Annotated in this window: 25 protein-coding genes and 2 tRNA genes; 17 read left to right on the top strand and 10 right to left on the bottom strand. The window is 66.3% G+C overall.

Annotated elements, in window-relative coordinates:
- Positions 1–106: 106 nt before the first annotated feature.
- Together AC6RIC_RS18375 and AC6RIC_RS18370 are read right to left on the bottom strand one after the other, a co-directional pair.
- On the bottom strand, positions 107–1,432 hold the full coding sequence (locus AC6RIC_RS18375) for an MFS transporter (RefSeq protein ID WP_499733403.1): 1,326 nt from the start codon (positions 1,430–1,432) through the stop codon (positions 107–109).
- A 188-nt stretch (positions 1,433–1,620) separates the two neighbouring features.
- Positions 1,621–2,772, bottom strand: coding sequence for a DUF2865 domain-containing protein (locus AC6RIC_RS18370; RefSeq protein WP_499733402.1), 1,152 nt, complete (start codon positions 2,770–2,772; stop codon positions 1,621–1,623).
- Between the two features lie 389 nt (positions 2,773–3,161).
- Between AC6RIC_RS18370 and AC6RIC_RS18365 the strand changes: the two genes are divergently transcribed.
- Positions 3,162–4,112: a phosphoribosylaminoimidazolesuccinocarboxamide synthase gene (locus tag AC6RIC_RS18365; RefSeq protein WP_499733401.1), complete on the top strand. Its 951-nt coding sequence runs from the start codon at positions 3,162–3,164 to the stop codon at positions 4,110–4,112.
- Between the two features lie 164 nt (positions 4,113–4,276).
- On the opposite strand, the gene AC6RIC_RS18360 is transcribed toward AC6RIC_RS18365, so the two are convergent.
- Together AC6RIC_RS18360 and AC6RIC_RS18355 are read right to left on the bottom strand one after the other, a co-directional pair.
- On the bottom strand, positions 4,277–4,774 hold the full coding sequence (locus tag AC6RIC_RS18360; RefSeq protein WP_454657577.1) for a MarR family winged helix-turn-helix transcriptional regulator: 498 nt from the start codon (positions 4,772–4,774) through the stop codon (positions 4,277–4,279).
- A gap of 20 nt (positions 4,775–4,794) precedes the next feature.
- Positions 4,795–5,880, bottom strand: coding sequence for a TRAP transporter substrate-binding protein (locus AC6RIC_RS18355; RefSeq protein ID WP_454657576.1), 1,086 nt, complete (start codon positions 5,878–5,880; stop codon positions 4,795–4,797).
- Positions 5,881–5,942: 62 nt separating this feature from the next.
- Here AC6RIC_RS18355 and AC6RIC_RS18350 point away from each other — a divergent pair, with 62 nt between their 5' ends.
- The 3 genes from AC6RIC_RS18350 to AC6RIC_RS18340 all read left to right on the top strand — a co-directional run bounded on the left by AC6RIC_RS18350 (position 5,943) and on the right by AC6RIC_RS18340 (position 8,199).
- Complete coding sequence (locus AC6RIC_RS18350) at positions 5,943–6,953, top strand: fumarylacetoacetate hydrolase family protein (protein ID WP_499733400.1); 1,011 nt, start codon at positions 5,943–5,945, stop codon at positions 6,951–6,953.
- 83 nt (positions 6,954–7,036) lie between these two features.
- The gene (locus tag AC6RIC_RS18345) at positions 7,037–7,570 is read left to right on the top strand and encodes a hypothetical protein (protein ID WP_499733399.1); all 534 of its coding nucleotides are present in this window, start codon (positions 7,037–7,039) and stop codon (positions 7,568–7,570) included.
- Between the two features lie 113 nt (positions 7,571–7,683).
- The gene (locus AC6RIC_RS18340; protein ID WP_499733398.1) at positions 7,684–8,199 is read left to right on the top strand and encodes a CreA family protein; all 516 of its coding nucleotides are present in this window, start codon (positions 7,684–7,686) and stop codon (positions 8,197–8,199) included.
- Between the two features lie 12 nt (positions 8,200–8,211).
- On the opposite strand, the gene AC6RIC_RS18335 is transcribed toward AC6RIC_RS18340, so the two are convergent.
- The gene (locus AC6RIC_RS18335; RefSeq protein WP_499733397.1) at positions 8,212–8,541 is read right to left on the bottom strand and encodes a hypothetical protein; all 330 of its coding nucleotides are present in this window, start codon (positions 8,539–8,541) and stop codon (positions 8,212–8,214) included.
- Positions 8,542–8,873: 332 nt separating this feature from the next.
- On the opposite strand from AC6RIC_RS18335, the gene cysS reads away from it, so the two are divergent.
- Complete coding sequence (cysS, locus tag AC6RIC_RS18330) at positions 8,874–10,403, top strand: cysteine--tRNA ligase (protein ID WP_499733396.1); 1,530 nt, start codon at positions 8,874–8,876, stop codon at positions 10,401–10,403.
- Between the two features lie 103 nt (positions 10,404–10,506).
- Positions 10,507–12,105 (top strand): citramalate synthase, encoded by a 1,599-nt coding sequence (gene cimA / locus AC6RIC_RS18325; RefSeq protein WP_499733395.1) that lies wholly within the window; start codon positions 10,507–10,509, stop codon positions 12,103–12,105.
- 177 nt (positions 12,106–12,282) lie between these two features.
- On the opposite strand, the gene AC6RIC_RS18320 is transcribed toward cimA, so the two are convergent.
- Entirely contained in the window at positions 12,283–12,621 is a 339-nt protein-coding gene (locus AC6RIC_RS18320; protein WP_499733394.1) for a hypothetical protein, read from the bottom strand.
- A 177-nt stretch (positions 12,622–12,798) separates the two neighbouring features.
- Here AC6RIC_RS18320 and AC6RIC_RS18315 point away from each other — a divergent pair, with 177 nt between their 5' ends.
- From AC6RIC_RS18315 to AC6RIC_RS18300, 4 genes are all read left to right on the top strand, one after another.
- Complete coding sequence (locus tag AC6RIC_RS18315; RefSeq protein WP_454657568.1) at positions 12,799–14,709, top strand: ABCB family ABC transporter ATP-binding protein/permease; 1,911 nt, start codon at positions 12,799–12,801, stop codon at positions 14,707–14,709.
- 99 nt (positions 14,710–14,808) lie between these two features.
- Entirely contained in the window at positions 14,809–15,300 is a 492-nt protein-coding gene (locus tag AC6RIC_RS18310; protein ID WP_454657567.1) for a hypothetical protein, read from the top strand.
- A 158-nt stretch (positions 15,301–15,458) separates the two neighbouring features.
- On the top strand, positions 15,459–16,160 hold the full coding sequence (locus AC6RIC_RS18305) for a phosphatidylserine decarboxylase (protein WP_499733393.1): 702 nt from the start codon (positions 15,459–15,461) through the stop codon (positions 16,158–16,160).
- 235 nt (positions 16,161–16,395) lie between these two features.
- On the top strand, positions 16,396–17,238 hold the full coding sequence (locus AC6RIC_RS18300) for a CDP-alcohol phosphatidyltransferase family protein (RefSeq protein ID WP_499733392.1): 843 nt from the start codon (positions 16,396–16,398) through the stop codon (positions 17,236–17,238).
- A 14-nt stretch (positions 17,239–17,252) separates the two neighbouring features.
- Here the strand turns inward: AC6RIC_RS18300 and AC6RIC_RS18295 are convergent, their stop codons facing one another.
- Positions 17,253–17,636: a hypothetical protein gene (locus AC6RIC_RS18295; protein WP_454657565.1), complete on the bottom strand. Its 384-nt coding sequence runs from the start codon at positions 17,634–17,636 to the stop codon at positions 17,253–17,255.
- A gap of 298 nt (positions 17,637–17,934) precedes the next feature.
- On the opposite strand from AC6RIC_RS18295, the gene AC6RIC_RS18290 reads away from it, so the two are divergent.
- The 7 genes from AC6RIC_RS18290 (at position 17,935) to selD (ending at position 23,206) form a co-directional block, all read left to right on the top strand.
- Positions 17,935–18,543 (top strand): Maf-like protein, encoded by a 609-nt coding sequence (locus AC6RIC_RS18290; RefSeq protein WP_454657564.1) that lies wholly within the window; start codon positions 17,935–17,937, stop codon positions 18,541–18,543.
- Positions 18,544–18,640: 97 nt separating this feature from the next.
- A complete protein-coding gene (locus tag AC6RIC_RS18285; RefSeq protein WP_499733391.1) occupies positions 18,641–19,462 on the top strand; it encodes an SDR family NAD(P)-dependent oxidoreductase in 822 nt (273 codons plus the stop codon).
- Positions 19,455–19,661, top strand: coding sequence for a DNA gyrase inhibitor YacG (yacG, locus tag AC6RIC_RS18280; RefSeq protein ID WP_454657562.1), 207 nt, complete (start codon positions 19,455–19,457; stop codon positions 19,659–19,661). The genes AC6RIC_RS18285 and yacG overlap by 8 nt, the downstream gene beginning before the upstream one ends.
- A gap of 141 nt (positions 19,662–19,802) precedes the next feature.
- On the top strand, positions 19,803–21,083 hold the full coding sequence (locus AC6RIC_RS18275) for an NAD(P)/FAD-dependent oxidoreductase (protein ID WP_499733390.1): 1,281 nt from the start codon (positions 19,803–19,805) through the stop codon (positions 21,081–21,083).
- Positions 21,084–21,249: 166 nt separating this feature from the next.
- Entirely contained in the window at positions 21,250–21,579 is a 330-nt protein-coding gene (locus AC6RIC_RS18270; RefSeq protein WP_454657560.1) for a hypothetical protein, read from the top strand.
- Between the two features lie 168 nt (positions 21,580–21,747).
- A tRNA-Phe gene (locus tag AC6RIC_RS18265) sits at positions 21,748–21,823 on the top strand.
- A gap of 306 nt (positions 21,824–22,129) precedes the next feature.
- On the top strand, positions 22,130–23,206 hold the full coding sequence (gene selD, locus AC6RIC_RS18260; RefSeq protein WP_499733389.1) for a selenide, water dikinase SelD: 1,077 nt from the start codon (positions 22,130–22,132) through the stop codon (positions 23,204–23,206).
- A gap of 6 nt (positions 23,207–23,212) precedes the next feature.
- On the opposite strand, the gene AC6RIC_RS18255 is transcribed toward selD, so the two are convergent.
- The 3 genes from AC6RIC_RS18255 to AC6RIC_RS18245 form a co-directional block, all read right to left on the bottom strand.
- Positions 23,213–23,596 (bottom strand): hypothetical protein, encoded by a 384-nt coding sequence (locus AC6RIC_RS18255; protein WP_499733388.1) that lies wholly within the window; start codon positions 23,594–23,596, stop codon positions 23,213–23,215.
- The gene (locus AC6RIC_RS18250) at positions 23,583–24,038 is read right to left on the bottom strand and encodes a hypothetical protein (RefSeq protein WP_499733387.1); all 456 of its coding nucleotides are present in this window, start codon (positions 24,036–24,038) and stop codon (positions 23,583–23,585) included. Before AC6RIC_RS18250 ends, AC6RIC_RS18255 begins: the two co-directional genes overlap by 14 nt.
- A gap of 15 nt (positions 24,039–24,053) precedes the next feature.
- A tRNA-Sec gene (locus tag AC6RIC_RS18245) sits at positions 24,054–24,149 on the bottom strand.
- Positions 24,150–24,174: the final 25 nt, after the last annotated feature.

Raw genomic sequence — 24,174 nt, 5'->3', positions numbered from 1 at the left:
GGTGAAGCGCTTCAAGACGCCGTCATCAAGGGCTCGCCCGGTTGTGGGTTCCGGGTTCAGGCCTAACGGCCTGCCCCGGAATGACAAGGCTCCGGACGCCCCCTCCTTACTCGTGCCGCTCCATCGCCGAGGCGTGCTTGGTGTCGCGCATCGTCGAATAGACCAGGAACGACAGGAAGATGATGCCAGCAAGGTAGTAATAGAACCACTGCTCGTGGCCCTGCTGCTTGAAGAACAGGGCGATGGCCGGCGCCGTGCCGCCGAAGATCGAGACGGTGAGCGCATAGGGCACGGCCACGCCAGTGGCGCGGATTGCTGTCGGGAACAGCTCCGCCTTCACCACGGCATTGATCGAGGTGTAGCCGGCGACGAAGATCCAGGCTGCTGAGATCAGCAGGAAGGCCATCCAGGGTGACTTGGTGCCGGCGAGCGTCGTCAGCAGCGGCACCGTGAACAGCGTACCGCAGACGCCGAAGAAGATCAGCATCGGCTTGCGGCCGATCTTGTCCGAGATCAGCCCGTAGATCGGCTGCAGCGCCGCGGCGAAGATCAGCGAGCCGGCAATGACATAGGTCGTGGTGATGTCGGAGAAGCCGGCCGTCTGGCGCACGAAGGTCTGCATATAGGTGGTGAAGGTGTAGAATGCGGCCGTGCCGCCGGCCGTCAAGCCAACCACGATCGCGACCTCGCGCGGATATTTCAGCAGGCCACGCAGCGAGCTCTCGCGTTTGATGCCGCTCTTCTTGGCGGCCTCGAACGACTCGGTCTCGTGCATATGGCGGCGCATGAACATGGCGGTGATCGCCAGGAGCGCGCCGATGACGAAGGGAATGCGCCAGCCCCAGGCGACGAGCTGCTCATGTGTCAGGAAGACGTTCTGGAGCAGCAGCAGCACCAGGATCGCGGTCAACTGCCCGCCGATCAGCGTGACGTACTGGAAGCTCGAATAGAAGCCGCGATGTTCAGGGTCGGCGATCTCGGAGAGATAGGTTGCCGAGGCGCCGTATTCGCCGCCGAGGCTCAGGCCCTCGATGATGCGCGCCAGCGCCAGCATGGCCGGTGCCGCGAAGCCGATCGTGGCATAGGTCGGCGTCAATGCGATGATCAGTGAGCCGAAGCACATCATCAGGACGGAGACGGTCAGCGACAGGCGCCGTCCATAGCGGTCGGCGATATGTCCGAACAGCCAGCCGCCGAGCGGACGCACGATGAAGCCGGCCGCGAACAACGTCGCTGCGTTGAGCTGCTGCACCACCGGGTCGTGCGACGGAAAGAAATGCGGCGCGAAATAGAGCGCGAAAGCCGTATAGGCGTAGAAATCATACCACTCGACGAGATTGCCGACCGAGCCAATGAAAATCGCCTTGAGGCGGCGCTTGGCGTCGTCGAACTGGATGGGATGGGTGGGAGATGTCGCTGTCGTCTCGGACATGGCGGCCTTCTGAGCTGGGGAGCGTCAGAAGCGGGCGCGCGGCGCGAAGGGGCCGTGGGACGGGTCTGGCGGCCTCCCGGAGGCGGCTTGGATGGCCCCTTATGCTGCCGATCCGGTCATGCGTCCAGAAATCATCGCGCCGTTCTCTGATGGTCTTCCATGCGCTGGCCGCATGGAACTTTTTGCGTTCAGGGCCGCGCGACCTGTGGGCCCAGATTGGGCGCGAGATTGGGCGCGACGATCCGCACCGTCCGGCGCTCGCCGGTGGCGCTGCCCGATTCGCTCTTCAGCCCGTCCTTCTTGTCGAGCACCTTCTCGCCGACGATGACGGGGCCGACGCCGGCCGACTCGGTGCCGGCCGTCGGCGAATCCTCTGATGGCATCGGCTTCTCGTCAGGGATGGCCGGAACCGGCGCCGCTGCCGGCTGGGCGGCCGCAGCGCCCTTGCGCTTCGGGTCGGCTTTCGGGCGCGACAATTCGGCCGCGCGCTGCTCGCTCAGGATGACGTCGCCCTTGCGCTTGTCGAGCAGGTACTCGGCGTCCCTGAGCGCGGCAGACCAGCTCTGCCCCTGGCCGCGGCAGGTACAGGCGGCGTCGAAGCTGCGGGTGTATTTTCCGGCATTGGCCAGCGAGGAATAGGGCTGGCCGGTCGAGCGGGAGGCGGCGTTCTGGATGTCGCCGCCGGCGCTCATGCCATAGGCCAGCGTCTCGGTGCCCGGGCACAGCGCCTGGCACATCTCGTCGCCATTGCCGGTGTTGTTCGAGAGCGGGAAGAAGTAGCCGTCGCAGGTGCGCACGCAGACGGTCTGCGGACCGCCCAGACGCGGCTTCGCCGGCTCCGTCGGCTGCTCGGGATCGAGCTCGGGCAAGGTCGAATCGAGCGTGCCGGGGCCGGGATCGCGTCCGAAGATCGTGTCGAAGAAGCCGCGCGGCTGCGCCCGGCAGTTGTTGTTGATCGCGGCGGCGAGTTGGGCCCGGCGCTGCTCGATGCCGCCGACTTCGGCCTGGCGCTGCAGCGCGCCGTACTGGTTTTGCAGCTGGCCGATCTGCTGGCGGACGAAATTGCATTGCGGCGGCGGCGAGTCGAAGAAGCTGAAGCCGCGGTCGCAACCCATCGAGCGATACTGGTTGCTCAATTGCGCGAGCTGGGCGCCGACGCGCTGCGCGGCCTGCGTCGCGCGCGGATCGCCGCCGCTGCGGCCGTGAAGGCTCTCCAGTTCGGCGCGCCAGGCATTGCAGGACGCCGACTGCGCCACGGCGGTGCCGCCGAGGGCCGCCAGCATCAGAAGGGCCATGCCGAAGCGTCTGGACAGTCGCAGCATCATCGCAGGTCGGGTCACGTCATCCATAGTCGAGCCGGCAGGCCGGCCCTGTTCGGGAACTGTGGTCTAGAACACCCGCCAAACACGACGGAACTATGGAGCGGAGCCTCGCCTGAAAGGCCGCGGGGACGCTCCATCACGGAGCTTCGCATGCCATATTCGGACAAGCGCAGCAATGCGGGGAAGCGCGCGCCGTCGCGGTGGTGGAAAACTACCGCTTTCGCTGGAGCCGGGTCCGATCAGGTTGATTCAACCTGATCCGTGAATCCGTCTCCAAACTTGAGTGAGAGAACGCGTTATCCGATCCGACTGCGTTGCAGTCGGATCGGCGCGTGCTTTAGAAGACCTGCGGCAGCGGCCCGGCCGCGCCGGCCTTCCGTGCAGCGCCAATGAGGCAAGCCCCGCCCATGTCCGATTATCTGCCTCTTCACGAAGCCGTCATTCCCGAGCTGCCGAATTATTATCGCGGCAAGGTCCGCGAGAATTACGACCTGCCCGATAATCGCCGCATCCTGATCTCGACGGACCGGCTCTCCGCCTTCGACCGGGCGATCGCCTCGATTCCGCTGAAGGGCCAGGTGCTGACGCAGACCGCGCGCTACTGGTTCGAGCAGACCGCCGATATCTGCCCCAACCATGTGCTGGAATATCCGGACCCGAATGTCGTGGTCGGCAAGCGGCTGGAGATCCTGCCGGTCGAGATGGTGGTGCGCGGCTATCTCGCCGGCACGACCGGGACCTCGATCCTGACGATGTATAAGCAGGGCCGGCGCGAGATGTACGGCATGACCTTGCCGGAGGGCTTGCGCGACAACGAGGCGCTGCCGCAGGCGATCATCACCCCGACCAGCAAGGCCTTCGACGGCGGCCATGACGAGCCGCTCTCGGCCGAGCAGATCGTCGGGGAGGGGTTGCTGACGCAGAAGCAATGGGACACGGTCTCGGCCTATGCGTTGGCGCTCTTCGCCCGTGGCCAGAAGCTCGCCCGCGGGCGCGGCCTGATCCTCGCCGACACGAAATACGAGTTCGGCACCGATACTGAGGGCAACATCGTGCTGGCCGACGAGATCCATACGCCGGATTCGAGCCGCTACTGGTTCGCCGAAAGCTATCCCGAGCGCTTCGCCGCCGGGGGCAAGCCCGAATCCTTCGACAAGGATTTCGTGCGCAACTGGGTCGTGGCACGCTGCGACCCCTATACGCAGGACCTGCCGCCGATCCCGCAGGAGCTGATCGACGAGACCTCTGCGGTCTACGTCCGTGCCTATGAGGCGATTACCGGAACGGCTTTCGCATATCCGCCGAAGGGCGAGGACCCGGCGCAGCGCATCAGGCGCAACCTGGCGCGGTATTTCTAGGAAACTCTGCCGAGTCGCTCACCCTCGACATGTCATCCCGGGCGAAGCGAAGCGGAGACCTGGGATCCATGCCTGAACCTTCATCGGAAACGTTCCGGCATGGATCCCGGATCGGCGCCGCTTCGCGGCTTGTCCGGGATGACCGCAGCGGGGAGAGGGAGGAACTAAGCCCCGTCTTCCTCGCGATAGTTTCCGGCGAGATGCCGGCCGCGCTCGGTCAACGTCGAGAGCACGCGCTCGAACACCTTGAGCTCGTCAGGCGCGATGCCCTCGATCCAGCGCGCCTCGAAGCCCAGTGCCAGCGGCACGATCTGGTCGTAGATGCGCTTTCCCGCCGGCGTCAGCGCGACGAAGGATTCGCGCCGGTCCTGCCGGTTCTCGGCGCGCGAGACGAGACCGCGCTTCTCCAGCTCGCCGACGGCGCGCGAGACCTTGGTCTTGTGCATCTGGGCGAGCTCGCCGATGTCGCGCGAGGTCAGCTTGCCGAACTCGCCGAGCTGCGCCACCACGCGCCATTCCGGGATGCCGATGCCGAAATGCTCGCCATAGATGCGGCCGAGCGCGCGGCCGCCGAGCGTGCCGACGACATTGAGGCGATAGGGCAGGAAACGCTCCAGATGGAGCGCCTTGGCCTCGGGATCGGTGGGTGGTTTCGTCGTCATGGCGAGGAGGAAGGCGCGCGTCAGCGCGCCTTCAGCCTGTTCATGAACGAGTCGTAGGACAGTTCCGCGACCTGCCACCAGAGCAGATTCTCGCCGCGGAAGGCGACCATCGAATCGTAGCCCTTCTTGAAATCCGGGCTCTTGGCGCTGGTCTCGGCGTAGTATTCCTCCGCCGCCTTCAGCGCCGCTTCCATCACCGGCAGCGGGAACGCCTTGAGTTGCGCGCCCTGGGCCACCAGCCGGCGCAACCCACCCGGGTTCACGAAGTCGTACTTGGCCAGCATCCAGTTGTTGGCCGCCTCGCAGGCGTTCTGGACAATTGCCTGATAGTGCTTCGGCAGCTTGTTCCAGGCGTCCTTGCCGATGATCAGGTGCAGCATGGCGCCGCCCTCCCACCAGCCGGGATAGTAATAGTACTTGGCGACGCGGATGAAGCCGAGCTTCTCGTCGTCATAGGGGCCGACGAACTCGGCCGCGTCGATCGTGCCGCGCTCCAGCGCCGGATAGACGTCGCCCGGCGCGATCTGCGTCGGCACCACGCCAAGCTTGGCCAGAACTGCCCCGCCCATGCCGCCGATGCGGAATTTCAGGCCCTTGAGGTCGTCGATGCTCTTCAATTCGTTGCGGAAGAAGCCGCCCATCTGGCAGCCGGAATTGCCGCAGGGGATCGAATAGGCGTTGAAGCGGTCGAGCACGCCGTTCACGATCTGCTCGCCGCCGCCGAAATACCACCAGCTATGCTGCTGGCGGGCGTTGAGGCCGAAGGGGATGCCGGTGCCGAGACCCAGCGTCGGGTCCTTGCCGATATAGAAATAGGTCGGCGAATGCGCGCATTCGACCGTGCCGGATGAGACCGCATCGAGCGCCTGCAGGCCGGGCACGATCTCGCCGGGCGCGAAGACCTGGATGTCGAACTTGCCGTCGGTCGCCTCGGAGACATATTTCGAGAACTGCTGCGCCGTGCCGAAGATCGTGTCGAGCGACTTCGGGAAGCTCGACGTCAGGCGCCATTTCACCTCGGGCTGCGACTGTGCGATCGCGGGCATCGCGACCGTCGTCGCGGCGGCGGCCAGCGCCCCCGATTTCAAAAAGCTGCGACGTTCCATATGGTTTCCTCCCGAGGGCTTGTTATGCCCTTATTGGCGCGTCCGGGAAGGAATGAAAAGACATGAAGCTCGCCTCGCTCGCGCATGGCCGTGACGGCCGTCTCGTCGTCGTCTCGCGGGACCTGACCCGCGCCACCGACGCCTTTCCGGTCGTGCCGACGCTGCAGGCGGCGCTCGACGATTGGGATCGCCACGCTCCGCGTCTCGCCGATCTCGCCGAGGGGCTGGAGCACGGCTCGGTCCCGTCCTTCCGCTTCCATGAGCATGACTGCGCCGCGCCGCTGCCGCGCGCCTATCAATGGCTCGACGGCTCGGCCTATGTGAATCACGTCGATCTCGTCCGGAAAGCGCGGGGCGCCACCATGCCGGAGAGCTTCTGGATCGATCCGCTGATGTATCAGGGCGGCAGCGACGCCTCGCTCGGCCCGCGCCAGGCCGTGCAGGCCCGCAGCGAGGAGGACGGCATCGATTTCGAGGCCGAGATCGCGGTCGTCACCGGTGACGTGCCGATGGGCGCAAGCCGCGACGAGGCGCTCCGGTGCATCCGCCTCGTCATGCTCGTCAACGACGTGAGCTTGCGGAACCGGATTCCCGGCGAATTGGCGAAAGGCTTCGGTTTCGTTCAGTCGAAGCCGTCCTCGGCCTTTTCGCCGGCCGCGGTGACGCCGGACGAGTTGGGCGGTGCCTGGCGCGACGGGCGTTTGCATCTGCCGCTGCTGGCGCAGGTCAACGGCTCGCTCTTTGGCAAGCCCGATGCCGGCGCCGACATGACCTTCGATTTCGGCACGCTGATCGCCCATGCCGCCGCGACGCGCCGCCTCTCGGCCGGCACGGTGATCGGCGCCGGCACGGTCTCGAACCGTGACGCCGATGGCGGCCCGGGCCGGCCCGTGGCCGAGGGCGGGCTGGGCTATGCCTGCATCGCCGAGCAGCGCATGGTCGAGACGATCCGGCAGGGCGGGCCGAAGACACCGTTCCTGCGCTTCGGCGACACCGTCCGCATCGAGATGAAGGATGCTTCCGGGCATTCGATCTTCGGCGCGATCGAGCAGGAAATTCTGCCCCACAGCTAATCCAGTTCCGGTTGTCTCGGCTTGGCGGCAGCCGGGCCGCCGGATAACCTCAGGCCGATGCCAGACGCGAGAACCGAGACGCCATGATCGAGACCGTGCCGTTCTATTCGACCACCATTCCGCTGGCCTTCTTCATCTGGGGGCCGGTCCTGGTGGTGGTGCTGTTCTGGGCGGTTGGCGTCTGGTCGAGCCGGCAGGGCGTGCCGCGCATGCTCGAAAGCGACTGGGACGGCTACAGCGTCGCCGATGTCGAGAAGCTGTTCACGCTCTATGGTGAGGACAAGCGCGCGCGCTACCGCAACCGTGTCCTGCCGGCCGATGTCGCCTGCGCCTTCACCTATGCGATCGTTGGCGCCCTGATCGTCGCTGGTCTTGCGATGCGCGGCCAGCCCTGGTGGGTGGCGGCGCTCTGTGGCGGCGGCTGGCTGATCGGCGGGCTCTGCGATGTCGCCGAGAATTTCGCCGTGGCGCGATTGCTCGATCGCTACCCGCAGGTGGATGGCGGCAATGTCGCCTTCGCCAGCACGATGACGCGGTTGAAGTTGGTTCTCTTCGCGCTCGGCGTGATCGGCGCGCTCGTGGCCGCCTATCTCGTCTTCAAGCCGCTGACGGGTTGAGACCAGCGGCTTTGCGCCTGACCGATATTGTGCGGCGCAAAGCTCTGGTGCGCAGCCGCCCGACTTCCCATATCCTGACCGGCGCCAAGCTGGAACGCGCCGGGAGAATGGGAATGCTGCTTCGTCGTTGGGTCCTGGCCGCTCTGGCCCTCACCCTGTCGGGAATGATGCTGTCGCCAGCCACGGCGCAGGAAGACCTGATCTTCAGGAAATCGACCGTCTGGAAGATGCTGACGCCGAACGACAAGCTCGCCGTCTATGGCGTTGACGACCCGATCGTCGAGGGCGTCGCCTGCCATTATACCGTGCCCGAGAAGGGCGGCATGTCCGGCATGTTCGGCGTCGCCGAGGAGGTCTCGGAGGTCTCGCTCGCCTGCCGCCAGATCGGCCCGATCAAGTTCAAGGAGAAGGCGGAGCAGGGTGATGTCGTCTTCCGCGAGCGCCGCTCGCTGGTATGGAAGAAGATGCAGATCGTGCGCGGCTGCGACGCCAAGCGCAACGTGCTGGTCTATCTCGTCTATACCGACAAGCTGATCGACGGTTCCCCGCAGAACTCGACCTCGACCGTGCCGCTCATGCCCTGGGGCGCGTCGGGCGAGCCGCCGAAGTGCTCGGAATGGATTCGGTGAGACTGTAGAGGGCTATTCGCCGCAGGTGATGCTGAGCGGCTGCTCGGCCGTCTGGGCCGGGCTCTGCTTGGTCACCGAGCCGGTGAAGTCCTCGCGGGTGGCGACGCCGAAGGCGACCGCCTTCCCGAAGCCTTGCGACTCGCACCAGGCATTGGCGACAATCTTGCCGCATTCGGCCTTGGACGAGATGCAGTCGGCGACGCCGTAGCCGTCGCTGGCCGGAATCAGGAAGGTGCGCGGCTCGTTCGCGGCAGCGGCCGTATGGCTGGTCGGCATGACCGACAGCGAGATGCCGGCGGCAACGATCCCGAGCAGTCCGACGAGAGCCACGGCGCGGCGCATGAATTTGGGTTCCTGATGGGTTGCGGGCGCAGAACCCGCGAATCGGGAGGATGGTTCCGGCCGGTTAAATTTGAATGAACCGCGGCAATTCTGAGGCAATGCTGCAATGCAGCAATCGGGCGCCCTCTTGACGGAAAGCGCGCGGAAAGGCAATCAGCTCCGATCATGACGCGAGCCGCCATCAACAGCCCTTGCATTATTTGCCGCTAGCTTTCGCTGGCCGGCTGCTCACGTCCTCGTCCTGAAAAACGAACCGACAAAAGCGCCCCCGGCCAGCGGCCAGGTCGCCCTTTCGTATTTCGCCGTTCGTTTCGTTCCAGGATTTCGCCCCGATGTCGCCGACCCTGAGGCTCTACAACACGCTGACGCGGACGAAGCAGGACTTCGCGCCGATCGATCCGTCGAATGTCCGCATGTATGTCTGCGGCCCGACGGTCTACGACTACGCCCATATCGGCAATGCCCGCCCGGTCATCGTCTTCGACGTGCTCTACCGGCTGCTGCGCCACATCTACGGCGCCGATCACGTCACCTATGCCCGCAACCTCACGGACGTCGACGACAAGATCAACGCCCGCGCGGCGCGTGATTATCCCGGCCTGCCGCTGAACGAGGCGATCGCCAAGGTCACTGAGACCACGACCGCGCAGTTCCATGCCGATATCGATGCGCTCGGCACTTTGCGCCCGACGACGGAACCGCGCGCCACCGAGCATATCGAGGAGATGAAGGCGATCATCGAGCGCCTGATCGCCCGCGGCGTCGCCTATGTCGCCGAGGAGCATGTGCTCTTCCATGTCCCGGCCGTGGCGCATCTCGTGAAGGCACCGAAATACGGCACGCTCGCCCGCCGCTCGCTCGACGAGATGCTCGCCGGCGCCCGTGTCGATGTCGCGCCCTACAAGCGCGACGCAATGGATTTCGTGCTGTGGAAGCCGAGCCGCGACAGCATCGATCCCGGCTGGCCGTCGCCGGCCGGCATCGCCACGCCCGGCCGTCCCGGCTGGCATATCGAATGCTCGGCCATGTCGATGGCGAAGCTGCTGACCCCCTTCGGTGGCGGACTCGCCTGCGACGATCCCATGAAGAACGTCTTCGACATCCATGGCGGCGGCATCGACCTCGTCTTCCCGCACCACGAGAACGAGATCACCCAGTCCTGCTGCGCCTTCGGCGGGGCGGAAGGGCAGCCGCTGATGGCCAATATCTGGATGCATAACGGCTTCCTGCAGGTCGAAGGCGAGAAGATGTCGAAGAGCCTCGGCAACTTCGTCACCATCAACGAACTGCTGGAGACGCGCGTTTTTGGCTCCAACATGTGGCACGGCAAGGTGCTTCGTCTCGCGATGTTGATGACTCACTATCGCCAGCCGATTGATTGGACGGTCAATAGGCTCGTTGAGGTCAGGAAGACGTTGTTTGAATGGGTAAGCACGGCTTCGGGGCACAAGCCCGATAGCGCGTTGCCCGACCCAATTGTGCTCGAAGCGCTCTTGGATGACTTGAACACGGCGAAGGCGGTAGCTCAGCTCCACTCGCTCCAATCCGCTTCAATGAAGATGGATGCCCAAGCTTCACAACGGCTCGCCAACACTCTTGCCTTCCTAGGTCTTTGGAGTGGTGAGGAGCCGAGCGATATTTACAGCTATGGGTACGAGGTGACGGATGGACCGTCCGGCGCAGATCTTGAGCACGCAACGATCGAACGCCTGATCGCCGCCCGCCTCGCCGCCCGCCTCGCCAAGAACTTCGCCGAGTCCGATCGTCTCCGCGACGAGCTCGCCGCGATGGGCATCGCGCTCAAGGACGGCAAGGACCCCGCCACCGGCGAGCCGACGACGGCCTGGGAGGTGAAGCGATGACCCCCAAGATCCGCCCGGCGGGCTCGCTCTCCTTCGCCATCAAGCTGGTCATGCTGGCCATGGTCGTGCCGCGCGTCGTCCGCTTCAAGTTGAGGCGGGGACGATGAGCGCGGCCCGCGTCCATCTCTTCGACACGACCCTGCGCGACGGCGCCCAGACCACGGGCGTCGACTTCTCGCTCGACGACAAGCGCGCGGTCGCAAGCCTGCTCGACCGGCTCGGCGTCGATTATGTCGAGGGCGGCTATCCCGGCGCCAACCCGCTGGATACCGCCTTCTTCGAGCAGAAGGCGACGAAGCAGGCGAAATTCGCCGCCTTCGGCATGACTAAGCGGGCAGGGCGCTCGGCCGCCAACGATCCCGGTATCGCCGCGCTGCTGGAGGCCAAGGCCGACGCCATCGTCTTCGTCGCCAAAGCTTGGGACTACCATGTCCATGTCGCGCTCGAGATCTCGCTGGAGGAGAACCTCGCCGGCATCCGCGAGAGCGTCGAAGCAGCCAAGGCTGCCAGCCGCGAGGTGATGCTCGATTGCGAGCATTTCTTCGATGGTTACAAGGCGAACCCCGATTACGCGCTCGCCTGCGCCCGCACGGCGTATGAGGCCGGCGCCCGCTGGGTCGTGCTCTGCGACACCAATGGCGGCACGCTACCGGACGAGGTCGGCGCGATCGTGCGCGAGGTCGCCAAGACCGTGCCGGGCGACAATCTCGGCATCCACGCCCATGACGATTGCGGCTGCGCGGTCGCCAATTCACTGGCGGCGGTCGAGGCCGGCGCGCGCCAGATCCAGGGCACGCTCAACGGGCTCGGCGAGCGCTGCGGCAATGCCAATCTCGTCACGCTGATCGGCGCGCTGAAGCTCAAGGAGCGCTATCGCGGCCGTTTCGAACTCGGCGTCAGCGAGGATCAGCTCGGCGAATTGACCCATGTCTCGCGGGCGCTCGACGAGATGCTGAACCGGGCGCCAAACCGGCACGCGCCCTTCGTCGGCGCCTCGGCCTTCGCGACCAAGGCCGGCATCCACGCCTCGGCCGTGCTGAAGGACCCGCGCACCTACGAGCATGTCATGCCCGAGGCGACCGGCAACACCCGCAAGGTCCTGATCTCCGACCAGGGCGGCAAGTCGAACCTCGTCGCCGAGCTGGAGCGCATCGGCGTCACCCTCGGCCGCGACGATCCGCGCCTCAACCGCGTGCTGCAGGAGGTCAAGGACAAGGAGGCGCAGGGCTATGCCTTCGAGGGCGCTGACGCTTCGTTCTTCCTGCTGGTGAAGCGCATCCTCGGCGAAGTCCCGGATTATTTCGCGGTCGAGCGCTTCGCCGTGAATGTCGAGCGGCGCTACAATGCGCTGGGCGAGCTCGTCACCTTCTCCGAGGCGATCGTGAAGGTGAAGGTCGGCGACGATGTGCTGATCTCGGCGGCGGAGGGCGATGCCGGCCCGGTCAATGCGCTCGATATCGCGCTCCGCAAGGATCTCGGCCGCTACCAGTCATTGATCGGGGGCTTGCGCCTCGTCGACTACAAGGTCCGCATCTTCCAGGGTGGCACCGATGCCGTGACCCGCGTCCTGATCGAGTCGGGCGACGAGACCGGCGAGCGCTGGACCACGGTCGGCGTCAGCGCCAACATCATCGACGCCTCGTTCCAGGCGCTGGTCGACTCGATCACCTACAAGCTGGTCAAGGCCGGCGCGACGGCGTGACCGGAGCCTTCCCTTCTCCCCTTGCGGGAGAAGGTGGCCCGCAGGGCCGGATGAGGGGTCGCACAGGTTCGGAAGCTTGGTCTGTGGCTGGCGATGACCGTCGCGAGACCCCTCATCCGCCTGCCGGCACCTTCTCCCGCAAGGGGAGAAGGGCGCTGTTTGGCGGGCTCGCCAATCCTACTCCGTCAGCCGGATCACCCGGTCCCTGCACAGGTCCATATCGGCGTCGCTCTCGGCTTCGTCCTCGAATTTCGCCTGCACCGTATAGGCGCAGCCCTGCGGCTTGTTGAGCTTCAGCGCAACGCTTTTGCCGGGCGCCAGCGGCTTGGCGAGCTTGGCGACGAGGCGCGGCTGGTCGCCGGGCGTGGCGATCGCGAAATTGATGAGCGGCACGGTGCGCTGGTTGGTGATCGTGATCTGCGGATGCGGTCGAGAGTTCTGCGCCACGGCAGGCAGAGCGAGGACGAGCGCGGCGGTAATGCCGACCCCGGCGGCTGCAAGCTGTTGAGCCTTCATGGTGTTTCCTTCCCTGATGGCGGACGTCGAGCGCCAGAGCCGGGATCGGATACCTGGGATGGGGCGATGGCAAGGCAGCTTTCGGGCGAGCTGCCGCATGCTCCCCACGCAACGACATTCCCATGCAATGGCGTCCGATTGCGTCTATATGGGCGCTCTAACTGGAATCGTTTGAAAATGTCCGCGCCGTCCGCGCCGCCTCCGGCGCCGAGCTTCCAACGCTCTGCCGTGATCCAGCCCGGGTCCGGCTTCTTCGCCACCTTCCGTGCGCTCTGGCCCTATCTTTGGCCGGCGGAGCGTGCCGACCTGCGCACGCGCGTCGTCGCGGCTTTCGCTCTGATGCTCTGCGGGCGGTTGGTGCTGATGGGCGTGCCCTTCACCTTCAAATGGGTGACGGACGCGCTGGCCGGCTCCTATTCCAATCTTGAGAAATGGCTGCCCTGGCTGGTCGGCGCGCCGCTGGCGCTGACGGTGCTCTACGGTCTCGCCCGCGTCGGCGCGGCCGCTTTCGTCCAGATGCGCGACGCGATCTTCGCCCCGGTCTTCATGCATGCGGTGCGGACGCTGGCGCTCCAGACCTTCGGCCATCTCCACCATCTCTCGCTGCGCTTCCATCTCGAGCGCAAGACGGGCGGGCTCACCCGCGTGCTGGAGCGCGGCCGCAACGGCATCGAGGAGATGGTCCGCCTCGGCCTCAACCAGCTCGTGCCGGTGATCATCGAGGTCGTGCTGATCATCACGGTGCTGCTCTATCTGTTCGACTGGCGCTATGTCGTCGTGCTGGTGACGATGGTCACGGCCTATATGACTTACACCATCAAGGCGACGGAGTGGCGCATCGCCATCCGCTCGGCGATGAACGAGTCGGATACCGACGCCAATGCCAAGGCGATCGACTCGCTGCTGAATTACGAGACGGTGAAGTATTTCGGCGCCGAGGCTCGCGAGACCGCCCGCTACGACCAGTCGATGGCGCGCTATGAGCGCAACTCGATCAGGTCCTATACCTCGCTGGCCTGGCTCAATTTCGGCCAGGCCGCGATCTTCGCGGTGGGGCTGACGCTCTCGATGGTGATGGCGGTGCGCGGTTTCCAGGCCGGCACCAACACGGTCGGCGATCTCATCCTGATCAACGCCATGCTGATCCAGCTCTACCTGCCGCTGAATTTCATGGGCACCGTCTATCGCGAGATCAAGCAGGCGACGCTCGACATCGCCCAGATGTTCTCGCTGATCGGCCGCGATCCCGAGATCCAGGACAAGCCCGGCGCGAAACCGCTGGCGGTGCCCGCCGGCGAGGTCGCGTTCGAGGACGTGCATTTCGCTTATGTGCCGGAGCGGCCGATCCTGCGCGGCGTCTCGTTCAAGGTCCTGCCGGGCCAGACCGTCGCCATCGTCGGTCCGTCGGGCGCCGGCAAGTCGACGATCTCGCGCCTGCTCTTCCGCTTCTACGAACCGCAGGCCGGCCGCATCCTGATCGATGGCCAGCCGATCGCCGATGTCCAGCAGATCTCGTTGCGCGCCGCCATCGGCATGGTCCCGCAGGATACGGTGCTGTTCAACGACACCATCGAGTACAACATCCTCTATGGCCGCCCCGAGGCGACGACGGCCGAGGTCGAGGAGGCCGCACGCCTCGCCCAGATCGACCGCTTCATCCGCCTGCTGCCCGAGGGCTATTCGACCTCGGTCGGTGAACGCGGCCTGAAGCTCTCCGGCGGCGAGAAGCAGCGTGTCGCCATCGCCCGCACCATCCTGAAGGGGCCGCCGGTGCTCGTCCTCGACGAGGCGACCTCGGCACTCGATTCCTTCACCGAGAAGGAAATCCAGGACGCGCTCGACCGGGTCAGCGAGGGCCGCACGACGCTGGTCATCGCTCACCGGCTCTCCACCGTGGTCAATGCCGACGAGATCATCGTGCTCGACAAGGGCCAGATCGTCGAGCGTGGCCATCACCGCGATCTGCTGGCGGCGAACGGCGTCTACGCCGCGATGTGGAACCGCCAGCGCGAGGTCGACGAGGCCAAGGCCACGCTCCAGCGCGCGACCGAGGCCGAGGGCGAGAGCGTTCGGGTGACGCTGTCGTAGAAGCTGGGCCGGCGGCACGCGCCGGCCAGTTTGAAACCGCTCGCAACTGCGGTCCGTTTTCTGCATGCTGCCCAGGCAGGGTGAAGCTGGGGGGCTGCCATGTTCGATCCGACCACATTCGTAGGTTTTCACACCTGGCTGAGCCTGATCGCCATCGTGGCCGGGTTTCCGGTCACGGTCGGACTGCTCCATGGACATACGCGGCCGGGCTGGACCGGCATCTTCCTCTCCACGGCCTTCGCCACCAGTGCGACCGGCTTCGGCTTCCCGTTCAACGGCGTGCTGCCGTCGCATGTCGTCGGCGCGATCCATATCGTGCTGGTCGCGATCGCGGCCTACGCACTTTATGGGCGCAGGCTGGAGGATGGCTGGCGCCGGATCTATGCGATCATGGCCGTGCTGTCCTTCTACCTGCTGATCTTCGTGCTCGTCGCGCAGCTCTTCTCGAAGGTTCCGGCCCTGCGTGCGCTGGCCCCGACGCAGTCCGAGCCGCCCTTCGGCATCGCCCAGGGCATCGTGCTTGTGGTCTTCGCCCTGCTGACCTGGAAGGCGGCGGCGCGCTTCGTCCAGGTTCCGCACCGGGTAGCCTGACCGGAAAGGCCGCGACATCGCGCGCCGTTCACCGGCGCGTGCCGGGGCTTTCCCTTCGCGCTGGAACGCCCTAAATCAGCGCAACGTTCGCCGCCGGCCTTCGACGGCGACCATGTCATTCCCGTGCGCCCGGCGCCGACAGCCTAACGGAAACCGCTATGTCCCTCGTCGATTCCGTCCGCAAGGTGATCGTGCCCATCCACAAGGAGGGCTATGTCTTTATCGCGATCGGCCTGGTCGCGACGATCATCCTCGCCAATCTCTGGTCGCCCTTCGGCTGGATCGGCGCGATCATCACGATCTGGATCTGCTATTTCTTCCGCGATCCGGTCCGCGTCACGCCGCAACGCGAGGGGCTGGTGATCTCGCCGGCCGACGGCCGCATCAGCCAGATCGCACAGTCGCTGCCGCCGCCGGAGCTCGAGCTGCCGGCCGAGCCGATGACCCGCATCTCGATCTTCATGAACGTCTTCGACTGCCATGTGAACCGTGCGCCGGTGCCCGGCCGCATCGCCAAGATCGCCTATACGCCCGGCCTCTTCCTCAATGCCGAACTCGACAAGGCGAGCGACGACAACGAGCGCAACGCGCTGGCGATCGAGACCAAGTCCGGCATCGTCGGCGTCGTCCAGATCGCCGGCCTGATCGCACGGCGCATCGTGCCCTTCGTCAAGGAAGGCGACGTGCTCGGCACCGGCGAGCGCTTCGGCCTGATCCGCTTCGGCTCGCGCGTCGACGTCTATCTGCCGTCCCATGTCGTGCCGCTGGTCGGCGAGGGCCAGACCATGATCGCCGGCGAAACCGTGCTGGCCGACCTGAGCGGCAACGAGCCGGTGGCGCGCAGCTTCCGCGACATCTGAGGGCAAGCGCCCAAAGAGGCGGTGTCATCCCGTGCGCGCTGCGGCATGCGAATGCCGCTGCGCAGACACGGGACCGCTCCCCGAAAGGGGCGCCCGATCCCAACGCTCCCGAGAAGAACACCCAATCCTGATGACGATCCCGCATCTGCGCAGCGGCACTTTGCGCCGCAGCGCGCGCGGGATGACACGCGCGGGCGCCTAGCCTGCGCCCTCAAAACCGCGTATTCCGGCTGACATGAGCGACCTGTTTCCTCCCTTCGAGCCCGAGCGCGCCGAATCCAGGCGCGCCCGCTTCAAGCCGATTCCCTTCCGGCTTCTGGCGCCGAACGTCATCACGCTGCTGGCGCTCTGCCTTGGCCTCACCGCGATGCGCCTGATCGTCGAGGGCAAGCTCGAGACGGCGACGATCTGCATTCTGATCGCGGCGGCGCTCGATGGTGTCGACGGCCGTCTGGCCCGCATGCTCAAGGGCACCTCGCGCTTCGGCGCCGAGCTCGATTCGCTCTCCGATTTCGTGAATTTCGGCGTCGCCACCGGCTATGTCCTGTGGATCTTCGTCCTGCACGACCTGAAGTCGTTCGGCTGGATCATCGTGCTGACGCTGGCCTGCGCCATGGCGCTTCGGCTCGCGCGCTTCAACGTGATGATCGACGATCCCGACCGGCCGGAATGGCAGAAGAACTTCTTCGTCGGCATGCCGGCTCCCGCCGGTGCGATCACGGCCATGTTGCCGGTCTATCTGCACATGATCGGCGTGCCCGTGCAGGAATACGGCGCGCTCCCTGTCGGCATCTACATCCTGTTCATCGCTTTCCTGACGATCTCGCGCATCCCCTGCTATGCCGGCAAGACGCTCGGCACCCGCATCCCGCGCACCCAGGTGCTGCCGATCTTCGTCGCCGTGGTGGTCGTCGCCGGCCTGCTCTTCGCATACACCTTCGAGGTGCTGGCGGTTGTCGTGATCGCCTATCTCGCGCTGATTCCGGTCAGCGTCGCGCGCTACCGCAAGCTGGAGCGCGAGCACGCGCTCCAAGCGCCGGTTACCGCGACGGAAGCGGCACCCGATAGTCAGGCCTGATGGGTCGGAGAGCTTTAGCGGCGATAGCCGCTGAGGCGCGCCGCGTTGGCGCGGGTGCGCCGGGCGAAGGGCTCCAGCGTGCTGTCGGCAGCCTTGACCGCCGCTGTAGTGAGATCGAACTGGCCGAACGGGTTGAAGGCGAGGCCCCACCAGAAGGCCGTCGTTGCCTGCGTCGCGGCAAAGCTGCTCTCGAGCACGGCCGATACCTTTTCCGTCACGGCCTTGGTCGCCTCGCGCTGGCCGTGGCTGTCGCCGAAGGCGCCCTTCATCAGAAGCGGCATCCGCATGGCGATGGTCAGGCCGGCTTCGGCATGCATGGACATCACGCGGGCCGCGAGAACCTGCGCCTCCGCCCCGGTCGCAAGGGCGGAGCCCGTCGATTTGCGCGGTAGGGCCATGAGGGAAACTCCAATAGATCGGCGTCACCAGAGAGCGGAGCGCCGAGGGGAGGGAAGTCTGCCGGCAACGGCCCGGCTTGGCAATGCCTAGTATACCAGCCTCCCGCCCGGATTTCGGGCAGCCGGGCTGGATGCCCAAATGGGTGGCACCTCGTCGGCGCTGCCTCTCCGGATGGATTTATCGGGCTGCGGAAATGCTCTAAAGGCTGATCCGGTGCCGATCTTCCCCGGCACCTTAATTCTGTCGAGCAGCCTGTTGAGCCTTTTCTCCACTCCCAAACATCCCGGCTGGCGGCCGATGCTCGTTCTCGCATCGGCCTCGCCGCGCCGCCTCGCCCTGCTGGAGCAGGCTGGCTTGAAGCCGGACGCGTTGCTGCCCGCCGATCTCGACGAGAGCCCGCTGAAGGGCGAGCGCCCGCGCGATCTCGCCCGCCGCCTGGCGCGCGAGAAGGCTCAGGCTGCGTGCGAGGGCGCCAAGGCCCGTGCCGATCTCGAAGGTTGCTATATCCTCGCAGCCGACACGGTCGTCGCCGTCGGCCGGCGCATCCTGCCCAAGGCCGAGATCGTTGATGAGGCGGCCGCCTGCCTGCGCCTGCTCTCGGGCCGCGCGCATCGCGTCTATACCGGTGTCGCGCTGGTGACGCCGTCCGGCACGATCCGGGACCGCATCGTCGAGACGCGCCTGCGCTTCAAGCGCCTCTCCACCGAGGATATCGAGACCTATCTCGCCTCGGGCGAATGGCGCGGCAAGGCCGGCGGTTATGCCGTGCAAGGCATTGCCGGCTCCTTCGTCGTCAAGCTCGTCGGCTCCTATACCGGCGTCGTCGGCCTGCCGCTCTACGAGACGGTCAATCTTCTCGGCGGAGAGGGTTTCCCCATTCGCTTCGGCTGGATGAACGCAGCCTGATACGGCGCCGATGCGGGTTGCCGGATCACGTCTCGCGGCCGATCCTGCCGCCGGGAAACGCGCCGCGCTGGAACGCGCCGATGAGGGGGAAGCGGAGATGACGGGACGTCTGAGCGGCAAGGTCGCGATCGTGGCCGGGGCGGGGTCGATCGGGCCGGGCTGGGGCAACGGCAAGGCGACGGCGACGACCTTCACCCGTGAGGGCGCCAAGGTCGTCTGCGCCGACATCAACCGCGACGCCGCCGAGGAGACCGCCGGCATCATCCGCAACGAGGGCGGCGAGGCCTTCGCCATGCAGGCGGATGTTACCAAGGCGGAGCAGGTCGCCGGGCTCGTCGCCCAGGCGCTCGGCCGCTATGGTCGCATCGACATCCTCGACAACAATGTCGGCATCGCCGAGGTCGGCAGCGTCGTCGATCTCTCGGAGGAGGTCTGGGAGCGCGTCTTCCGGGTCAACCTCACCGGCGCCTTCCTGGCGATGAAGCATGTCATCCCGGTGATGCAGCGCCAGTTCGCGGAAACGGGCGAGGGCGGTTCGATCATCAACATCTCGTCGATCGCCTCGATCCGCCATACCGGCGTGCCCTATGCCAGCTATTCCGCGACCAAGGCGGCGCTCAACCAGCTCACCCGGACGACGGCGGTGCAGTTCGCTCCGCAGAAGATTCGCGTCAACGCGATCCTGCCCGGCCTGATGAAGACGCCGATGGTCGAGCATTCCGCCGGCCTCGCCGCCGTCTACGGCAAGGGCGATGTCGATGCGATGTGGGCCGCGCGCGCCGCGCAGGTCCCGATGGGGCATATGGGCGAGGCCTGGGACGTGGCCAATGCCGCGCTCTTCCTCGCCAGCGACGAGGCGCGCTACATCACCGGCATCGAACTCGTCGTCGATGGAGGCATCACGCTCAAATATGACTGACACCGACAAAGCACCGCCGGCCGCGAAGCCCTGTGCGATCTGCGGCAAGCCGGCGGTTGCGCGCTTCAAGCCATTCTGCTCGCCACGCTGCGCCGATATCGACCTCGGCCGCTGGCTGAAGGGAAGCTATGTGATTCCCGGCGAGCCCGTCGAGGATGCGGAGGAGGGCGCGCCGCAGCAGCGCGAGCGCGAGGACTGAAGGGCGGAAACGCCGTCCGTGGTACGGATTGAGTTCCGAGACCCCATCGGTGCAAGCTGTGGTGGACAATCGAGTGGCCGTCGCGGGAGTTCTCCGCATGCTGACCTCACAAGCCGCGATCTCTCACCGGCGGCCGGGCCGATGACCGCCACGCCGGAGCATCACGTCGTCATCGTCGGCGCCGGCTTCGGCGGGCTCGAAGCCGCGCGCAATCTCGCCAGCGCTCCGGTCCGGATCACCATGATCGACCAGCGCAACCATCATCTCTTCCAGCCATTGCTCTATCAGGTCGCGACCGCCTCGCTGCCGACTTCCGAGATTGCCTGGCCGATCCGCTTCCTGCTGCGCGGCCACAAGAACGTCACGACCCTGCTCGGCACGGTCACCGGCGTCGACAAGGCGAACAAGCAGGTGCTGCTGGAGGGCGAGCGGCCGATTGGTTTCGACACGCTGATCCTCGCGACCGGCGCCCGCCATGCCTATTTCGGCCATGACGAGTGGGAGCCCTATGCGCCCGGCGTCAAGACGCTGGAGGATGCGACGCGGATCCGGCGGCGCATCCTCTCGGCCTTCGAGCAGGCGGAATGGGAGACCGACCCGGAGCGACGCGCGCAATGGCTGACCTTCGTGATCATCGGGGCGGGGCCGACCGGCGTCGAGCTTGCCGGCACCATCGCCGAGCTGGCGCATGACACGCTGCGCGGTGATTTCCGCAATTTCGATACGCGCAGCGCCCGTGTCGTGCTGGTCGAGGCCGGCCCGCGTATCCTCGCCGGCTTCACCGAGGACCTCTCGGCCTATGCCGAGCGGGCGCTGAACCGCCTCGGGGTCGAGGTCAGACTGGGCCAGCCGGTCTCCGAATGCCGCGCTGACGGCATCATGCTCGGCGGTGATGTCCTGCCGGCGCGGACCATTCTGTGGGCGGCCGGCGTCGCCGCTTCGCCGGCGGCAGAATGGCTGGAGGCGCCGGCCGACCGGGCGGGCCGCGTCCGCGTCGAGCCCGATCTCACGGCTCCCGGCGAACCCGACATCTTCGTGATCGGTGATACCGCCTTCGTTGCCGGCGCCGACGGCAAGCCGGTGCCCGGCATCGCTCCCGCGGCCAAGCAGCAGGGGCACTATGTCGCTGGCCTCATCAAGGCACGGCTGCGGGGCAAACCGACCCCACCGCCCTTCGCCTATCGGAATGCCGGCAATCTCGCGACGATCGGCAAGCGCGCGGCCATCGTCGATTTCGGCTGGATCAAGCTGCGCGGGCGCCTGGCCTGGTGGATCTGGGGCATCGCCCACATCTTCTTCCTGATCGGCTTGCGCAACCGGCTCGCCGTCGCGCTCAACTGGCTGTGGATCTATGTCAGCGGCCATCGCAGCGCGCGGCTGATCACGCAGCGCGATCCCGGAAGCGGCGGCGAGACGCGTTAACGCCGCCAGCCCGGTGGCGATGGCGGCCCCTGCAGTCTCTTCTCTCCGTCCGGTTGGAAAGGACCGGCTAACCAATTGGCAGGTTTGACGCTGCTGCCGATCCCCCTTCGGTGATAGTTTGAAGCTTGCTTGGCCTCTTGACGCAATCTCCTTCGACGGAGGGGCAATGGCTGACTGGATGAAGGATCTGCTGGCGCGCGACATCGAAGCGCTGCGCGCCGACGTGCTCAAGGCTGGCCTTCTCAACGCGAAGGCTTTGCAGGAAAGCGCGGAAACCCACGTTGCGCATCTCCATGATGTGCTGCGCGAAACCCGCGAGCTGCAAGAAGCCTCGTTCCAGGTGGTGAACGACACCATCGGGTTCGCCAAGCTTCTCTATGGCCATGCTGCCATCGCCGAATCGGAGCAGGCCCGGCGCGCAGCGCTGGCCGCCATCGATCGCCTCGCAGCGGTGCTCGGGCGTTGCGAATGCCGGGAGGCGGCGGGCTCTCCCTGAACCAGGCTGACTGACGGCATTCAACGGCGATTTCGGGCCACCCAATCCACAGGCCTGGAGCCAGTTGACGCCGTATTGAAGAAAGCCGGCTGAAGTGACTGGACAGGCCGAGCGCCTGCCTCTATATCGCCCCCACCAACACGAACGGCCTCGCGCCGCTCCCGGTTCGCCCAGGTAGCTCAGTTGGTAGAGCATGCGACTGAAAATCGCAGTGTCGGCGGTTCGACTCCGTCCCTGGGCACCATTTTCCCGCCAAGTGGTTGCAAGCTCAAAAAATCTCGGGCCAATCTGCGGCTTGAACGCGTTTTGTGGCGTGGCGGGCTGAGCTGAGCACGCGCCGGAACGGCACGCTCGCTCCAGAATCGTCAGGTATGCGCCAAAGGAAGCGTTGACGCTGCCGGCCGATGCGGAAACGATGGCGCATGCTTGCTGCTGCGGCTCCCGGGTGCCGGGGCCCTCATCGGTCTGGTCGACGACGGGCGCGCGTTTGCGCGGAGGCCCGCGCTTTGCCGCAGAGCTGCCAGGCCCTGATCCCCTGGAGTTCCCGACGATGAATCAGACGAGCCCGCTCGCCGCGACGGCGCCTGCGCAGCCGCTGCGCCTCACCAGCCTGGCCCATGGCGGCGGCTGCGGGTGCAAGCTGGCACCGGCCGTGCTTCAGCAATTGCTGGCGGGGCATCCGGCCGCCGGCCCCTACAGCCAGCTCCTCGTCGGCACCGAGACGGGCGACGATGCCGCAGTCTGGCAGGTCGACGAGAACACCTGCGTCGTCGCCACCACCGATTTTTTCATGCCCGTCGTCGACGATCCCCGCGATTTCGGCCGCATCGCCGCGACCAACGCGATTTCCGACGTCTATGCCATGGGCGGGCGGCCGATCATGGCGCTCGCGATCCTCGGCATGCCGCTCGACAAATTGCCGATCGAGGTGACGCGCGAGATCCTGAAGGGCGGTGCCTCGATCTGCGCCGAGGCCGGTATTCCGGTCGCCGGCGGCCATTCGATCGATGCGCCGGAGCCGATCTACGGACTCGCGGTCATCGGCCTGCTCAAGCCTGCGAACCTGCGCCGCAACAGCGGCGCGAAGCCCGGCGATGCGCTGATCCTGACCAAGGCGCTAGGCGTCGGCATCTACTCGGCCGCCTTCAAGAAGGGCGAGCTCTCGGCCGCCGCCTATGACGAGATGGTCGCCTCGACGACGCTGCTCAACCGCGTCGGCGCCGACCTGGCGGAGGATCCCGCCGTCCATGCGGTCACCGATGTCACCGGTTTCGGCATCCTCGGCCATGGGCTCGAGATGGCGCGCGGCTCCGGCGTTACGCTGAAGCTCCGGCTTTCCGACCTGCCGTTCCTGACGCAGGCCGAGCGTCTGGCGCGGGAGGGCAGGGTCACCGGCGCTTCCCACAGGAACTGGACGAGCTATGGCGAGGGCGCGGTTCTCCCGGAGGGGCTGCCCGATTGGCAGCGCCATCTGCTCACCGATCCGCAGACCTCGGGTGGCCTGCTGGTTTCCTGCGCAGTCGAGCGGGCCGATGCCCTGCTCGCGCAGATCAAGGCAGCCGGCTATCCGGCGGCGCGGATCATCGGCGCGGTCGAGGCCGGGCCGGCGCAGGTCGTGGTGAGCTGAGAAGCGTCACCGCGCCTCCTGCACCTCGAGGTTCCGGCCCCAGACGTCGAAGAAGGCGCCCTTGTTGAGGGTGAGTCGGTCCTCGCGCAGCGCCGCTTCCAGCTCGCGCAGGCGGTTGCGGGCGGTCGCGTCGGGTACGAGCCCGCCATCGTCGTCGCGGGTCGGGAAGAAGGCGGCGCCGTCCCAGTTGACGCCGGCGCCGCGCAGCATCAGGACGATGTCGCCCCAGTCGATCTCGTTGCCGACGACATGGACGAACGTCGAGCGCAGTGGCTCGACCTTGGGCTCGGCGATCCTCACCAGCACGATCAGCGCCGTGAACGGGCCCTTGCGGAAGAGCTTGCCGAGCCAGCGGTCGAAATCGGTTCCCAACCCCCTAGAAGTCGACACGCGGCGTCTCGGGCATGTAGCGGTCGAACAGGGCGTAGAAATCGCTGCCGGTCTCGGCGCCGTACCAGTCTTCGAAGGTGGCGAGGGCTTCCTGCACGGCTTCCGGGTTGCCGCGATCATCGGCCATGCTGGTCTGAAGGGCTTCGAAGACAGGCGTCAGCCGCGCCAGGACCAGTTCCTGTCGGGGCCCGATCTCGTCCCAGCCCAGAGACTGGGCGACGAGGAACCGGGCGCGTGCGATCGGCTCCTCGGCCGCCGCGAGGGCCGTGCTTGCCTGTCGCAGCAGGTTGAGGCGCCGGAAGGCCCGGCCGCGGGCCTGCGCGAGCGCTTCGATCCGCTTCGCCGCCTCACGCCGATAGGCATCTTCGGCTTCGCGCGCGGCTTCCGCAGCCTCTTCGAAGCGGGCGATCAGGCCGATCGCGGCTGTTTCGGCGTCCGTCATGCGCCCTCAGTGAATTGGCGGAAGAGAATGGGAGTCGAACCCACCAGAGACCGTCTGACGGCCCCTCCCGGATTTGAAGTCCGGACGCCCCACCGGGGACGCTTCTCCTCCATCGCTCAAGCCGGGCGGCGGGCCG

The sequence above is a fragment of the Allobosea sp. TBD101 genome, assembly GCF_059817965.1.
This window is presented reverse-complemented; position numbering and strand designations above follow the sequence as displayed.